A 15,261-nucleotide genomic window follows, 5' to 3' on the forward strand; every position below is an offset into this window, starting at 1 on the left:
TCATACAGTTAGATTTCTATATTCAGAAGAAATATGGAAACTAACTGGAAAACCTACAGCTAGTTTGCGCCAAAACAGCCGTTTCGCCCAAAGTTGCCCATTTTAACTGTAGTTTATCCAGTTAGTTTGATCATTTTCGCCCATTCGCTTGAATCTACCTGTACAAAATACAGTTAGACGCGCCATTCCGTTTGCACGGCACCAGCAGACGGTGAAAATAGACGGATTTTCAAGGTAGACGTGCCGCTCCGCTTGCAACGATGCCTGCAGAAGGTAAAATAGACGGATTTTCAAGGTAGTTTCCATTTCGCTTTCAGAGGAGCAAACTAGCTGTAGAAATCCAGTTAGACGCGCCATTCCGTTTGCACGGTTCCAGCAGAAAATGAAAAATAGACGGTTTTTTCAAGGTAGAACTCCAAGTCGGAAAAGCGCCACCGGTACCCTCAAACGGGCGCCATCAGACGGTTGAAAATGATGGTTTATTTTCAGAGGAGATGCCCTTCGATGGCTGTGTTAAGAGGTTTTTAGGCGGGGGTAAAACCAGCTTGCTTCTTCATTTAGTGGAGAAAGTCCGAGTTGTTTTTCATAAATGTTGCGGCGATACATAGTGCATGGCCGAGATGAAGTGAAGGCAGGCCGGCAGGGACTGCAAGTTACTCCGGGTAAGCAGTCACCGCCGGTCCTAAGTGTCCGGTTGTTGTTCGGGCTTGAGCTCTCAATATAGATTGAGATACAATTCTTTTCCGTTGCCTTTGCGCGAGGTTTTGGGCATACGGATCTCGACAATTCCGTCCTTCATCACAGCTTTGCTCCGGTTTGCAGAGACAAGAGCAGGCAGCTTGACTTTATATTCACGCTCTCCCCAGCCTTCCATTTGCAATGATGCGGGGTATACACGAATTTTCAACATATACGGATCAATTTCCTCCGGCAGCTCGAACCTTACGAAGACGGAGCGGTGGGTCTCGAATACTTCCGGTTGCGGATTCCATTGAGCCGGGACCGCCTCGGGAATACGTTCTTTCAGCAGACTTTGAACGTAATTTTGAATCCAATTCGAATCCGGGAACAGGGAAGCCGTCCCTTGCTCCGAGGAGAAAGGAAATTGCCCCTTCGTCAGTTGATCCAACAGCTTCTGCAGCTCCAGCGGCTCTTTAAAAAAGCTCTCCATCTCACATCCCCCCACTTCTCTTCGTACATTATACGCATCAGCGGAGAATTAGGTACGGACCCGGATTATGGATGGGGCGTTCACAACTTTTCCTCACTATTCATACAACAGCTTACTTCCGGGAACGGTGATCCGCACAGAGTAAGTAACCTTTTCTCGGGGCAAGAGGCTTCATGTCTGGCGTCCGCCCTATACATTTATTTGCTTAAGACTGTCATAACTCTGACAATTAATGATGATGCTGACGGGACCAAAGTGAAGAAGGATCGCTGCGGCGGACAGCATTCCATTGAATGGCGATTTTTTATCTGACTTGTTGTAGTTTATTGGATTAGAGCTCAGGGAAATTTTACAGAATCGTTGGGCCTAATTCTGCACTGTTTAAGAAACTTGCGAAGGTTCGTGCGTTCTGGTGAGGTCCGCTGAAAAGCTCGTGCTGATTTTGTTGGAGGAAGAAAAATGCCCCAGCCTGGATAGCTTTCCGACCGTGCATACAGATAAAATATCAAAGCCCGTCCGGCCAAAATCACGGGAGTTCCGATCGGCGACGGGCTGACAATTATGAATTACGATGTAGCCAAGCTGACATTCTGTGCTGTTTCCGGTCTGGGCGAAGGAAAGGCTGCACCCGCGACACGGTCTCTTACCCGATGAACTCCAGGTTAATCCGGACGTATGCCGGCTTGTACCTCCTAGCTTGAACTCGGTTTACAGGATCATACCGCTGAATACCATTAACAGATTGATTACTCCGTGCCATAGGATCGCGGGATAGAGGCTGCCTGACCGGAGGACGACCGCTCCGTAGAAAATACCGCCGCCGGCGAACAATAGGCAAATCCACCAGTCGAAGCCCAGGGAGTAATGCTGAAGTCCGAAGCCGAGACTCGTGACCAGCAGAGCCGGTTTAGCCCCTATCGTTTCTCCAAATCTCCGCAGCAGCACCCCTCTCCAGATAACCTCCTCCAGGAAGGAATTAATCACGGCGAAGGATATCGCGATAAGGACAAAGCTCAGATCGAGGAATGCGGTCCGCTGCATGACAAAAGGAGCAAACACCAGCAGATTAATAAGAATCGCCAGCATCAAAAACATCTTCACGCTAACTTGATGAAAACCGGAATCGATCCATGGAAAAAACAGCTTGGTTCGAAGATCGGGCTTGTTCAAATAAGGAATCGGCTTCTCCCGAAACCATAACGAAAGCAAAACCATTGGGGCGACTAACAAAAGAAGGGACAGCCGATTCAGCAGAACGGTGCTTTCCTGTCCTAAGGCAAGGCTTTCGAGCCAATGATTGAATACCCTGTATAGCAGAAAACCGGCCATATACCCGAGAATAGTCGTATGAAGAGGATAATACCGCTGATTGATCCGGGGCAGCGCCGCTGCAAGCAAAACAGCCAACCCGGCCAAATAGGGCCTACCGCCTTCCAGTTGGGTGAATATGATCATCAGTACGAACGAGCCCGATAACAGAACCTCTGGAAGGAACCGCCTCTCCTTCCCTTCGGTGCGATAAGAATGTGCTTCATTAGATTTATCGTATTTTAATCCAGTCAACGGATGCCCCCTATACGCTTCGGCTTTGCTCCAATTTATTCATTGTACCGGGTTTGCCCTGCCGTGACAATCCCATCGTTGTTACGGACAGTCGCTCGGATGGGCCCATCATTTTTTGACAAGCATCTTTAACAGCGAAGCCGCCGAGCGGAACCGGGAGCTTCCGCCTATCGGCCGTATGGACCGGTAGGTCGTTAGCGACACTTTGGCATCTCTAAGCGCGTATGAGAAATCGTCGTCCAGCATGAGACGGTGCTCCCACACCCTCTTGGGCCAGGAGGGCAGAAAGCTCTTGAGCTCGTCATCCTCTACGGCCGGATGAATATACGTCTCGCTTATCCCTTCGGGAAGCTCGTATACTTTCTTCACCAGCATTTTCTTGAAGCTGTCATACGTCTCGCCCTCCTCTACATGGTAAGGATGGGTGAGCAAATAATCCGGCATCCCGACGCCCAGCGTATCCGCAAGAGCGACAATGCCGGCCAGCGTCTGCTCCGCGTTGGGAATGGAGGCCAGGAAGTCATCCTTGGCGTAAATCTTGCGAAAGATGCGGAAGGGCAGTTTTCTCTTGGCGCATTCCCAGAAGACGACCGGGAGATAGGTCTTACCGGTGGCCAAGCCGTAAAGACTGCCCATGTGGTTGTCCACATGCGATATGTTCAGGCCGGCCTTGGCCACGGCCTGGAATTGGGCGTTGATCTCTGCTCTAACCGCTTTCGGTTCGGCGTTCCTTTCGAATTCCTCGATCGTCCTGTACATATAACCACTCTCGTCATGAAGAGAAGGCAGCCCCGTCAAGCTGCGCCAGCGATGCCCGTCGTATTCGCTGGTCAACGTCAAATGCAGACCGACATTGACCTCCTGCCTGCTGCGGCACCATGCCGCCGCCTCTGCAAATTCCGGTGCCGGGGGCATAATCGTCGCCGAGGAGACCCTGCCTTCTTCAAGAAGCTGGAAAATGGCCTGATTCGCTGCCTTGCACTGGCCGAAATCATCGCAATTGATGATTAAAGATCGCTTCATGCTTTCCCTCCTATTCCGTGTGACGGGTTGGATTGTCGCTGGCTTTAAGCAATAAAGATACCAAGTACGAGATAGTAAGCAGAAGGAAGGGAATCACGCTGATCAAGGTCCGGAACGCCTGATCCGCATTCGGACCGGGGTCGTTCCCGCTGACATAGCCGAACAGCAAGCCGACGCACCAGAAGGCGAGGGCCGACAGCAAGCCGCTGGAACGGGTGATAAATCCCCCCACCGCATTATAAATGCCCTCTCTTCGGCGTCCGGTTTTCTCATAATCGCGGTCCACAATTTGTCCATTCAGGACAGCAGGAGTAACCAGAAAACCGGACATTCCCAGCCCAACGACAATTCCCGCCGCAATGCCTCCCCCGAGCCCCTTCGCAAACCATAACGGAATAACGGATAGCGCATAGACAAGCAAGGCGAAGCGCCAGCCTCTGAGCCCGCCGAGCTTGCGGACGACCCAATACCAAAAAGCAACCAGAGGGATAACCGACAGAAAAACGGCCGCGAGCAGCACAGAAACCTGAGATTCGGGAATATGAAGCGAATATTTGGCATAGAAGGGGATCGCCGAGCTGAGGAGACCATTGACGGTTTGGGCGAAAGAGTTGGCGATATTAAATATCCAAAACGTCTTGTTCTTGAAGGTTTCGCGGAAAGCGGCCAGCATCTTGAGCGGGGGTTCCTTCCGCGCTTCTTCATCTTCCTGCACAGTCATCATGCAGAGGAGCATCAATACAGCGAAAACAGAGGCATAGATCCAGGCCATACCGGAAAAACCGATCCAGGCAAATATGACCGGAGTAAGCGCTGTGCCTATCAGGATCGCCACAATCTGATAGCCTTGCTGAATCGCCGAAGCTTTGGCCCGCAGCCGGTCTCCGCGAAACAGCTCCGGAAACAGGGCGCCGTAATTTACCCACAGGATGGCGGCAACGCTTTCATAAACAATAAGAGCAATGAGAAACCATGTAAAAAGCTGCCGGTCCCCCGTCCCCTGCGGAGCGGAAAAAATGAAGACAAAAGAAGCCATAAATAAAGGGATGGCCGCCATAATCCAGGGCTTGCGGCGCCCCCAACGGGTTCTGGTGCCGTCGGACAAATACCCGAGAATCGGATCATTCACCGCATCCCACACCATATAGATAGTGCGGGCCAAAGTAGCCAAACCTACTCCCAGTCCCAGCTTGTCAATATAATAATAGCTGTAGAAGGAGCTGAACGCCTGAACGGGAATCATCATGGCCAGCATTCCAAGCGCATAGGTGTAAGGGGAGTTGATCCCAAGCTTCTTCATGGTTCTTTCCTCCAAGTCCTTATCGGGTAGCCTTGCAGGTACTTCGGGAGGCGATCAATCACAGGAACTATTTTCCAATTATTATACGATTCTCCGATGCTTCCGGTCAATCATTCCCTTACTCGCAAGGATAAACGGCTATCGCCGTCCTTAGGACGGGCGCGTTTACCGATGAAATAGAAGAACAGGTATAGATGAAAACTTATACTTCTTATATTTTCAAAAAAATCCGGACAGAAATGAATTTTCCGTCCGGATTATGCTGTGCGTGCGCCTTATCTAGTCGCGGGTCGCTATGTAGTCGGGCCTCGGCTTCTGGCCGGAATACGGCGCAACCAGCTTGTTTTCCACGCTGTTATACACCATGAATACGTTGCTTCTGGGATAGGGAGTAATGTTGCTGTTGGATCCGTGCATAATGTTGCAGTCAAACAGCAGTATGGAGCCGGCTTTGCCGGTCGGCATCTCAATGCCGCCTTGTTCGACAAGCCACTTCAGGCTGTCGTTGTCCGGCACCCCGTAAATTTGCTTGCGCAGGGAAGATTTATAATTTTCGTCCGGGGTTCGGCCTACGCACGAGATGTAATGCTTATGGGAGCCCGGAACGACCATAAGCGCACCGTTATACGCATAATTGTCTTCCAAAGCGACGGAGCAGCTAAGCGCTCTCATTCGAGGCATTCCGTCCTCCACGTGCCAGGTTTCAAAATCGGAGTGCCAGTAAAATTCTTTGCCTGTAAAGCCCGGCTTGAAATTGATCCGCGATTGGTGGATATAAGCTTCGCTGCCGAGAATTTGCTGCACCGCTCCTACAATTCTGGAATTTCGCGACAGCTCCCGGAAGATCTCATTGTCACGATGTACAGCGAAGACGGAGCGAACTTCATCCCCTCCCGGCTCGCGAATGACTTCCGGTACACGCCGGTCGGCGCTTTCTTGCCAGACTTTATTCAGCTCCTCCTTCAGCCCGGCTGTCTCTTCCTCCGAGAAGAACGAATCCAGGAACAAATAACCGTTCCGCTCGAAGAAATCAAGCTGTTCCTTGCTCAAAGGCCCGGTAAACCCGGCATCCGGATAGACGACCGGATCCTTGCGGCTCGTAATGGTTGGTTTATCGTGAATCCTCGATGGATAAAGGTCGATCTGGTTATCGTTACGATTTAAGGCCGTATTCGTGTTACTCATCACAATCTCCTCCTTCGAAATAATCGCGATAGACGACTCCCTGGCTAGCGGCGCAGGCAGGGCTAACAGTATGGTCCCCGCCTGCTTCCTCTGCCCTTTCTTTTCTCCTGAACAGCGATTCCCCACAAATTATTTTTTAATCGGCAAGCACCGGGTATGTTCCTTCTTCATCATGCACTTCACGCCCCGTACAAGGCGGGTTGAATACACAGACCATCCGCATATCTTTGGTCGCCCGCAAATAATGCTTCTCATGGCCATCCAGCGCATATACGGTTCCCGCTTTCAGCGGGTACACCCTCCCGGTTTCCTTCACCTCTATTTCGCCTTCCCCTTCAATGCAATAGACGGCTTCCACGTGATTTTTATACCAAATGAACGTTTCGGTTCCCGCCTTAATAATCGTGTCATGCAGCGAAAATCCCATTCCGTCCTTCTGCAGCAGCAGCCTGCGGCTGTTCCAAGTAGGAGTATCTACGTCGTTATCCGTTCCGATGATCTCATCCAATTGGCGTACAATCATTATCTCCGCTCTCCTCTCTTTACTCCGATATCAAGAAATATAGCTGCATAATCCGATTGAAGTTCACCCGCTGTTCTGTTGTCCGAAGTCCATTCCCGGAATTCCGGAATTACTTCACATGACGTCGTGAAACGGCATCCACACTGTCCCGGAAAATATCCAGCCCCCGCTCCAGAGCTTCATGGCCAACCGTTAGCGGAGGCATGACCTTCGCCACTTCGCTGTCCGGACCGGACGTTTCCATTATGAGGCCTTTTTGGAAAGCTTCGGCGCAAACTTCCTCGGCCATTCCAGGCTGTGGAAAGGCAATTCCTTGAAACAGCCCGCGGCCCCGTCTTGCCGCCTGCAGCGATGGATTCGAGCGGACGATTTCCTCCAGACGCTGACGGACCCGCTCGCTCTTAGCCGACACTTCCTTCTCCAAGGAACCGCTCTCCCAATAATCGAGTGCTTCCGCTGCCGCAATGAATGCCAGATTGTTGCCCCGGAAGGTACCGTTATGCTCCCCCGGCTCCCAGATATCGAGGTCGGAGCGGAACAGGGTGAGGGCTAACGGCAGGCCGAAGCCTCCGATGGCCTTGGACAGGCAGATGATATCCGGCGTAATTCCGGCTTCGTCGAAGCTGAAGAACGTCCCGGTCCTTCCGCAGCCGGCCTGAATATCGTCGACAATAAGCAGAATTTCATACCTGCGGCAAATGTCCTCAATTCGGCGCAGCCATTCGAAGCTGGCCACATTAATGCCGCCTTCCCCCTGAACGGTCTCCAGAATAATCGCGGCCGGCAAGGAGACCCCGCTGCCGTTGTCCTCCAGATACCGCTCGATATACTCCGTCGTATCGACCTCTTCTCCGTAGTATCCGTCGAACGGCATCGATACCGTATAATGAAGCGGGACACCGGCCCCCTGCCGTTTAAACTTGTTGCCGGTGACGGCCAGGGCACCGAGGGTCATTCCGTGGAACGCGTTGGTGAAGCTTATGACCGTCTGACGTCCCGTTATTTTACGGGCCAGCTTCAATGCGCTTTCGACCGAATTCGCTCCGGTCGGCCCGGGGAACATCACTTTATAGTCCATCCCGCGCGGAGACAGAATCATTTGCTCGAATTTCTGCAGCAACCCTTCTTTGGCTTCCGTCGCCATGTCGAGGCTATGAGTCACTCCGTCATTCATTAAGTATTCGATCAGCTTCTGTTTGATCCGGGGATTGTTATGCCCGTAATTCAATGTCCCCGCTCCAGCGAAAAAGTCGATGTACTCTCGTCCTTCCCGGTCCCACAGCTTCTCGTTGCGCGCCTTGGCAAATACTGTGGGAAAGCTTCGACAGTAGCTCCTTACTTCGGATTCCAGCTTTTCAAATACATGCAATTCCGGCTTCTTTTCATCCGCAACATGGACCATAACGGCGGCATTCCTCCTTATGATTTTAAAATAGTCGTTGCAATGGGGCCGATCCGGTACAGCTTCTCCTCTTCATGCTCCTCCCCCGGGAACATCTGGGCCGGAAACCCTCCGGCTTCCACCATTTTCGTTTCCAAACTGTCCGTTAACCGGGCGAACAGCGCTCTGGAGGGACCATTGGAAGGGGAAATGGTCGTTTCCAGATACCGGATGTCCCGGCAGCTTTCTCTCTTCAGAAGTTCCTCCAGCAGTCTCCGGCCGACCCCCTGGCCCCTTTCGGACTCGGCCACTCCGATCTGCCATACAAACAGTGTGTCCCGGCTCCCGGGTACGGGGCAGGAAGTAACAAATCCCGTCAGCTCACCTTCCTTCTCGGCAATGACGCAGGTTTCCGCAAAATAGCGGCACAACATGATGTAGCAATAGATGGAATTGACATCTAACACCCGGCTTTGGCGAACCAATTCCCATATTCTTGCCCCGTCCTCTGCCTGCGGTTTCCTGAAGCGGACCTCGCTCACGCGGACGTCCCCCCGCTGTATCCGTTGCGAAACCGGCTAAGGAAAGCTTGCAGCCGATCGCTTTGCGGGTTTTCGAACAGCTGGCGGGGCGGCCCCTGCTCAACGATGGAGCCTCCATCGGTAAACACTACGCGGTCGGCAATGTCTCTGGCGAAGTCCATCTCGTGAGTGATCAGCAGCATGGCCATCTCTCCCTCCAGGGCGATATCCTTGATCACCTTCAATACCTCGCCTACCAGCTCCGGATCAAGCGCGGATGTCGGTTCGTCGAACAGCATCACCTTGGGCTGCATGACGAGGGCTCGGGCAATCGCTACCCGCTGCTTCTGCCCTCCGGACAGTTGGGCGGGATATTGATCCGCTTTATCGGCCAGGCCGACCTTATCCAGCATTTCCATCGCCTTCTGTCTGGCTTCCTTCTTCGGAACCTTAAGCACGTGGATCGGGGCCTCCGTCACGTTGCGCAAAATCGTCATATGCGGAAACAGGTTGAAGTGCTGAAATACCATTCCGATCTTGCTTCGCACCCGGTGCAGATGCTTCTCATCCGCCCTTACGAGGCGCCCTTTGACCTCCTTATGCCATAATGGCTCCCCTTCCACCTCGATCACCCCGGAGGTAGGCTCCTCAAGTGTCATCAAGATTCGGGCAAGCGTCGTTTTGCCCGAGCCGCTCGGCCCGATTACCGCGACCTTCTCGCCGGGGGTAATATCCAGATCAATCTCGTTCAGCACTTGATGATCCCCGAACGATATGCTGACCTTGCGATAGCGCACGATGGGAGAAGACGTCTCCGGTCCAGCCGGACTTTTCCCTTGCAGGGCCGAGAGACCGTCCCTTTCGATTACTTGAATCCCGGAATCGGATTCCATTTCTATCACCGCCTTTTTCAATATGAATACTTGGTTAATGAATAGTACAACCCCTTATTTCCTTACAGATCTTCTCTTCTATCTGCGATTCAGCTTGAGCTCGAATGTGCGAACTACAAGCGATGAAGCATAGCTCAGAACGAGGAATAACAAACCGGCCAGCGTGAAAACCTCCACATAACGGAACGACTGCGAGCCAAGCGATTTGGCGGTCGTCATCAGCTCGACAACGGTTATCGCGGACAACAGCGGGGTTTCCTTGAACATGACGATCAGATAGTTTCCCATTACCGGAATGATCGGCGGGATGGCTTGTGGGAGAATGACCCGCAGCCATATCTGACCCTTGGTAAAATTGAGAGCGGTCGAGGCTTCCCATTGCCCCCGGTCTACCGCTTCAATGCCGGACCGGTACACCTCGGACATATATGTGCTGTAATGCAGTCCCAGTCCAATGACTCCACAGAAGAAAGGGGACAAGGCGATTCCAAATTGCGGCAATGCGTAGAACAAGAAAAACAACTGTACCAATAAAGGCGTATTCCGGATAAATTCCACAAAACCGATGACCGGATAGGATATGAGCTTATACCGGGAACGTCGCATGACGGCGAGCAGCAATCCGAACAACGAGGCAATGGCGAAACCGGCCAGCGTAGCCGCGATGGTGATCGGAAGGGCATGCAGCATCTTCGGCAGGATATCCAGGGCATAATCCCAGTTCCACATGATTATGACCTCCCTGCAGCCGCTCTTTTTTCAAACCAGCGCACGATGAGTGTCAGGACATACGCGATTATGAAGTAAATAACGAGCAGCATGATAAATATTTCGGTGGTGTGGTAATTGGAATAGGATCGTAAGATCATTCCTTGATAAGTCAGGTCCATCACCGTGATAAAAGATACGAGCGAAGTCCCTTTTAACAGCTCGATTAACAGATTCCCGAACGCCGGAAGCATGCGGACAAATGCCTGAGGCAGGATCACGAGCCTCATCCGCTGTCCCGGGGTCATGTTAAGAGCAATCGTCGCTTCCGTCTGTCCCCGGGGGACGGCCAGAATAGAGCTCCTTACCACTTCAGAGCCATAAGCTCCGGAATTCAAGCCCAGTGCCAGCACGGATGCCATAAGGGCCGACACCCTGACATCGATAAGCATCGGCAGAGCGAAATAAATCCAGAACAATTGAACCAGCAGAGAGGTTCCGCGAAAAATCTCCACATAAATTACTGTAACCCATCGAATGATACGAAATTTCGACAATCTCCCGAAGCCGGCAATAAACGACATAACAAAGGCAAAGATCGTAGAATAGATCGTGACCAGCAGTGTTATCTTGACACCGCGCATTAATGTCGGGAGAAAGTCCGCCCAAGAATCGATAAGGACCACTCCTTTAATGTTCCATAAACTTACGGTTTAGCCGCTTCCTCAGCAGTCATGTCTCCAGGAAGCTCATCTTCTGTGAAGCCGAAGGGCTCCAATATTTTCAGCAATTCCCCGGATTCCTTCAGCTTTTCGAGTTCAGCGTTGAAGGCTTCGCGGAATGCGGTATCTTCTTTACGGAATGCAGCCGCACCATACCCCCGGACACTTTTACCATCAATGACCGGTTGTTCGAAATCGGCGACTCTTTCTATGTTGGGATCTTTGGTCGAATCGAGCATTGCCTGAAGGGATGGCCCCGTCATCGTAACGGCTTGGACTCGATTGGACTGAAGCGCGGAAATAGCAGAGGGTTGATCAGGTACAGTTACGATCTGATTGTCAGCGACGCCTACTTTCTTCAAGTAGTCTATTTCGATTGCGCCGACCATGACCGCCACTTTTACCTCTGGATTTTCTTTAATATCTTCATAGCTATGGAGGTTATGAGGATTGCCCTTGGCAACGGCAATCGCCTCGCCAATACTGTACTCAGGATTGGCAAAAGCAACTTCCTTGCTCCGCTCCTCGTTAATGAACATGCCTGCGGTAATGATATCGAACCGCTTGGCCTGCAGACCGGGAATCAATGACCCGAATTCCGTCAGAACGCCATCCATCTCTTCAATTCCCAGATTGTTGAGAATGACTCGGGCGACCTCAACGGCTTCCCCCGTCAATTGCCCGTCAGGGGTTGCATAAGCATATGGATTCTCGTTAGCAAACCCGATACTGACATAACCTTGGCGCTGCGCCTTTTCCAACGTGTTTTCATTCTGAGCGGCATCCTTATTCCCGTTCCCGCACCCTGCCGTCAGTCCCAGACAAGCGGCCAGCAGCAGAGTGCCTAACTTTTTTCTCATATCTGTCTCCCTTCTATTATTTTTTGTACGTGTCTTATGGTAACATTCCCTCGCGGATATCTCATCCTTCATATCCCGGGATTATCTATCCAGAGACCGGCTCATGCGGGGTGATGGAAGATTACCTGACCTATCCCTTTTATTCAACCCATATCCTCCCAAATCCTCATAGATCCGGCAGGATGGCTTTTCCAATTCGGGCAATTCTCCTAGAAATCCAGCCTATTCATGTCAAGTTCTATGACAAACCATCGCTTTCCGCTCGCTCTGTGCCCGGCAATGTCCAGCGTAAGCAGCCCCGAAGGGAAAGAATTTTACTGCTAATTTCGTCCGAATCTCCTTCTTTCGCCCGGTTTCTGACCGTTATCCCGTTGCCTCAGAAAGAACAGATGTCCCCTATCGTTGATCAATCCGCCTACTTTTTCATACTTTCCCATCTTTAAAGACTGGTTCTCCCTCTTTAAAGCTTCCAGATGAAATAAAACCCTGACCCATCAGTAAGGCCAACGTAAAACTGAGCGAAGGGGATAACAGCCAAAAGGACGCTAGAATGAAAACGTTTGGTTTCCAGCACAGCACGAATATGACTGAGCCGTTGGGATAACAGTCAAAGAATCTGAAGCGGAGAATGACCCGGTTAAAGAAATGCCGAGCAATGGAGCTGCGGGGAAGTGAACAGATAACGTCCGTCATGAAATAACGATCAAGGATAAACGGCTATCTCCTTCCTGACAACAGGCGCGTTTACCGATGAAATATAAGAACAGGCATAAGGAGATTCTTTCTTAATTTCAAAAAAAAGAGACAGAGAATGTTTGACATCCTCTGTCTCGCGTGTTTTTCGGGAGCGCCTATCTATTGCGCTATTATTCTTTCTTCGCCAAATAGATGTAATCGGGTTCTCCCTTCTGTTGATCGACCGTCATTCGCTGAACGCTGGGGAAAAACTCTCTTAGCCGTGCTTCGAAGTCCGGTGCGGAGGAAGCGCTCCAGAAGGAAACGACTCCGCCGGGGTTCAGCCTGCTGCCAAGCAGCGTCAGCCCGCTATTATTATAGAGTGCCCCGTTCTCCTCATATACCATCCAATCCGGCCCGTTATCAATATCAAGACAGATTACATCAAATAATCTCGCGCAGCCGGCCAACCATTCGATCAAATCGGCGTGAATAGCCTCGGCTCTTGGATCGTACAGCGCATTATGGTTTAACTCTATGAGGTAAGAGCGATTCCATGCCAGGACAGCCTCTTCGATCTCCACGACGGTCGCTCGCTCGACCCGATCGTCCCGCAATGCTTCCGCAAGAGAAAAACCGACCCCGAGCCCGCCGATCAGCACCTGAGCCGGATTCTCACAGCAATCAAGGGCAGCTTGGACCAACAGCCGTTCCGATGCTCCGTTATAGGTCGCCATCAGGAAAGTTCCGTTGCTGATGATTTCGAAGTGCTGCCCTCGCTTTTGCAATTGAATGTCGCCTCGGGGCGAAGAATGGCGCTCCAATCTTTCCAGTATACCCGCCGATTGATTTCTGTTCATACCTTGCTCCTTTTACCAAAGGATTCCATCCTTTGTTTTCCTACCATTGTATATAGTTATTCACAAGGCTTCAAGTATCATCCGGCGGGCACCGGGTTCCACTTTTATTTTCGGTTCAACTGCTCCTTGGCTTTCTGAATCATTTCCTTAACCATAGCCCCGCCAATTTTTCCTCCAATTTTGCCCGCATCCTCGGTTTTCATTTGTCCGTTGCCGTCCCGGTTCATTTGAATCCCAAGGGAATCAGCCACCTCATATTTCACTTCATCGGGCCTTGCGGGATTGACCCGGTAGCCTTCCCTCCTCATTACCTCAGACTTTAACTGGTTCAATCCTTGTCCCGCTTCCGGAACCAGCAGCCGCCTTCTTCTCGCCATGAATCATTCCTCCTATTGCATATTAGAGTGGATAATCTTTAGCGTTAGCTTTCCCCCTTACAACAAAAAAACAACGCAGGTCCATAAACCCGCGTTGCTTTTTAATAACTATGTTTACTATAATGCCCACTGCATGTCACGCATCTATTTGTGCTCTGCCAACCAGCCAGCCAAGTTCGCAATCTCCGCGTCTTCCAGCTGACCTTTGAAAGCAGGCATCATCGGGCTTACGCCATTCATAATTTTCAGGCGAATTTTGTTGCGATCCAACTTGGCTCCAACGGTTTCCAGACTAGGTCCGGCTCCGCCTTCCAAGTTGCCCCCATGACAGCTCAAGCACGTTTTCTTATAAACTGCTTCAGCAGCCTCCGCATCTACCGGTGCGTTATTTTCCGGAGCTTCTGCTTCCGCTTTTTCTTTAGCGATCTCCGTTGCATTCTGGTTTACCGCATACACAAGACCGGATAAACCCAGTACGACCGCACAGGCGCATAATGCAGCCATGGCCCATTTGTACATGTCCTCGTCCCTCCTTACTGTAATCATACCACCTTTATCCAGGCTCTGTACAGTGCTCCGTTTGAGCCAGCCATAAAGCGCGATTGAGCAATCGCGTAAAACATATGGAAGGAATGAATAAATAACGGTCCTCCACATATGATTTGTTAAACACTATCATTATATCCGGAGGAAGCCCATGATTTCAATTGCTGGAGTACATGTTGATCCAAACCGTCTGCCGGCGCACTGGAGCCAGACGGCTCCCGCACACCATATTTTGTCCCAAATGGCTGCTCACCAAACGGTCTATTCGTATACCAGACCGGAAGAACTGGAGTTTGAAATCCGGCTGAGGATTTCCATTATGGACGAATCCATCGGCATGGAACAAAGCAATGTCAGCTTTGCCGACTTCGACAATTCCCGCTGCAATCCGGCTTATTGGATACTGACCCCGCAAGGAGGATTCCGGCTGCGCGGCAATGTCCGCCCCTCCGCAGCCATTCGGGATATTTATTGGAATGGTCATCTGTACTCATTCGAATGTGCAACAGCCATCATCATTCTATACTACAAAGCGGTACTGAACGTCATTCCGGACGAGTTGTTCGATCGGCTGTTTGCCAACCTCTACCTGTTTAGCTGGGAATACGACAGAGATTTGGCCGTCCGCACCGTGCGTACAAGCGAATTCCTCCCGGCAGACGTGCTTTATTTCGACAATCCCGATGTTGACCCCTTGAAGCCGGAGTGGCAGGGGGAGAATGCCGTCAATCTCGGCAACGGGCTGTATTTCGGCCATGGGATCGGGATAAGAGATGCGGCCGGTATCATTATGTCACTGAACCGGCATCGCCGGCGCGGGGCCACCCGCAGCGCTCATTTATTGAACCAGGCTACCAACCCCGGATACTTATACTTGTACCGGGTCTCGGCAGGTTATCGTCCCGCGGTCGCCCGAATCGGCAGAAATACATATCCCATTTGATTAGTCATTG

Annotated in this window: 16 protein-coding genes; 1 reads left to right on the forward strand and 15 read right to left on the reverse strand. The window is 51.3% G+C overall.

What is annotated here, in order from left to right:
- Positions 1-715: 715 nt before the first annotated feature.
- The 15 genes from ACFQ03_RS07950 to ACFQ03_RS08020 all read right to left on the reverse strand — a co-directional run bounded on the left by ACFQ03_RS07950 (position 716) and on the right by ACFQ03_RS08020 (position 14,281).
- The gene (locus ACFQ03_RS07950; RefSeq protein WP_150959930.1) at positions 716-1,171 is read right to left on the reverse strand and encodes an Hsp20/alpha crystallin family protein; all 456 of its coding nucleotides are present in this window, start codon (positions 1,169-1,171) and stop codon (positions 716-718) included.
- A gap of 708 nt (positions 1,172-1,879) precedes the next feature.
- Entirely contained in the window at positions 1,880-2,734 is an 855-nt protein-coding gene (locus ACFQ03_RS07955; RefSeq protein ID WP_144932619.1) for a CPBP family intramembrane glutamic endopeptidase, read from the reverse strand.
- A gap of 108 nt (positions 2,735-2,842) precedes the next feature.
- Positions 2,843-3,757 (reverse strand): polysaccharide deacetylase family protein, encoded by a 915-nt coding sequence (locus tag ACFQ03_RS07960; RefSeq protein WP_144932617.1) that lies wholly within the window; start codon positions 3,755-3,757, stop codon positions 2,843-2,845.
- Positions 3,758-3,767: 10 nt separating this feature from the next.
- On the reverse strand, positions 3,768-5,057 hold the full coding sequence (locus tag ACFQ03_RS07965; RefSeq protein ID WP_379287286.1) for an MFS transporter: 1,290 nt from the start codon (positions 5,055-5,057) through the stop codon (positions 3,768-3,770).
- A 279-nt stretch (positions 5,058-5,336) separates the two neighbouring features.
- Positions 5,337-6,242, reverse strand: a complete 906-nt coding sequence (thpD, locus tag ACFQ03_RS07970) for an ectoine hydroxylase (protein WP_144932613.1) — start codon at positions 6,240-6,242, stop codon at positions 5,337-5,339.
- 136 nt (positions 6,243-6,378) lie between these two features.
- The gene (locus tag ACFQ03_RS07975; RefSeq protein ID WP_150959927.1) at positions 6,379-6,765 is read right to left on the reverse strand and encodes an ectoine synthase; all 387 of its coding nucleotides are present in this window, start codon (positions 6,763-6,765) and stop codon (positions 6,379-6,381) included.
- Positions 6,766-6,874: 109 nt separating this feature from the next.
- Positions 6,875-8,167, reverse strand: coding sequence for a diaminobutyrate--2-oxoglutarate transaminase (ectB, locus tag ACFQ03_RS07980; protein WP_379287289.1), 1,293 nt, complete (start codon positions 8,165-8,167; stop codon positions 6,875-6,877).
- 17 nt (positions 8,168-8,184) lie between these two features.
- Complete coding sequence (ectA, locus tag ACFQ03_RS07985; protein ID WP_225312681.1) at positions 8,185-8,688, reverse strand: diaminobutyrate acetyltransferase; 504 nt, start codon at positions 8,686-8,688, stop codon at positions 8,185-8,187.
- On the reverse strand, positions 8,685-9,560 hold the full coding sequence (ehuA, locus tag ACFQ03_RS07990) for an ectoine/hydroxyectoine ABC transporter ATP-binding protein EhuA (protein WP_144932605.1): 876 nt from the start codon (positions 9,558-9,560) through the stop codon (positions 8,685-8,687). The genes ectA and ehuA overlap by 4 nt, the downstream gene beginning before the upstream one ends.
- Positions 9,561-9,638: 78 nt before the next feature.
- Entirely contained in the window at positions 9,639-10,289 is a 651-nt protein-coding gene (gene ehuD, locus ACFQ03_RS07995) for an ectoine/hydroxyectoine ABC transporter permease subunit EhuD (RefSeq protein ID WP_144932603.1), read from the reverse strand.
- Between the two features lie 2 nt (positions 10,290-10,291).
- Positions 10,292-10,945, reverse strand: coding sequence for an ectoine/hydroxyectoine ABC transporter permease subunit EhuC (gene ehuC, locus ACFQ03_RS08000; RefSeq protein ID WP_225312696.1), 654 nt, complete (start codon positions 10,943-10,945; stop codon positions 10,292-10,294).
- 29 nt (positions 10,946-10,974) lie between these two features.
- Positions 10,975-11,850, reverse strand: coding sequence for an ectoine/hydroxyectoine ABC transporter substrate-binding protein EhuB (gene ehuB / locus ACFQ03_RS08005; RefSeq protein ID WP_150959922.1), 876 nt, complete (start codon positions 11,848-11,850; stop codon positions 10,975-10,977).
- Positions 11,851-12,716: 866 nt separating this feature from the next.
- Positions 12,717-13,385, reverse strand: coding sequence for a spermine/spermidine synthase domain-containing protein (locus tag ACFQ03_RS08010; protein WP_150959921.1), 669 nt, complete (start codon positions 13,383-13,385; stop codon positions 12,717-12,719).
- 104 nt (positions 13,386-13,489) lie between these two features.
- Positions 13,490-13,762: a small, acid-soluble spore protein, alpha/beta type gene (locus ACFQ03_RS08015; RefSeq protein WP_150959920.1), complete on the reverse strand. Its 273-nt coding sequence runs from the start codon at positions 13,760-13,762 to the stop codon at positions 13,490-13,492.
- A 144-nt stretch (positions 13,763-13,906) separates the two neighbouring features.
- Complete coding sequence (locus ACFQ03_RS08020; protein ID WP_144932595.1) at positions 13,907-14,281, reverse strand: c-type cytochrome; 375 nt, start codon at positions 14,279-14,281, stop codon at positions 13,907-13,909.
- 178 nt (positions 14,282-14,459) lie between these two features.
- Here ACFQ03_RS08020 and ACFQ03_RS08025 point away from each other — a divergent pair, with 178 nt between their 5' ends.
- Positions 14,460-15,251: a protein-glutamine gamma-glutamyltransferase gene (locus ACFQ03_RS08025; RefSeq protein WP_144932593.1), complete on the forward strand. Its 792-nt coding sequence runs from the start codon at positions 14,460-14,462 to the stop codon at positions 15,249-15,251.
- Positions 15,252-15,261: the final 10 nt, after the last annotated feature.

This window comes from Paenibacillus residui (assembly GCF_042677205.1).
GTDB lineage: Bacteria > Bacillota > Bacilli > Paenibacillales > NBRC-103111 > Paenibacillus_L > Paenibacillus_L residui.